A 255-nucleotide genomic window follows, 5' to 3' on the forward strand; every position below is an offset into this window, starting at 1 on the left:
GTGTATCTACCCCGCTGGGGGAGATGCGCCTTCTGCTCGGGACTTTTCCAAGTAGGAGAGCAGCATGAAAGTATCTGGTCGAAAGGCCGGATCTGCGCTTTCCCACGCGCCGGACGATTGGTACGCCATAGATTGGCGTCGGGTTGAACGAAACGTGAGAGGGATGCAGATTCGAATTGCGAAGGCGACGCGGGAAGGCAAATGGCGCAGGGTCAAAGCCTTGCAACGGATGTTGACCCGCACGTTGTCCGCCAA

At 57.6% G+C, this 255-nt stretch carries 1 protein-coding gene; it reads left to right on the forward strand.

Going from position 1 to position 255, the window contains the following annotated elements:
- Window positions 1–64: 64 nt before the first annotated feature.
- Window positions 65–255, forward strand: a 191-nt coding sequence (locus ACRXB1_RS37800) for a reverse transcriptase N-terminal domain-containing protein (protein ID WP_449494986.1), incomplete at its 3' end; no start/stop codon positions are given.

Source organism: Caballeronia sp. M23-90 (assembly GCF_053574605.1).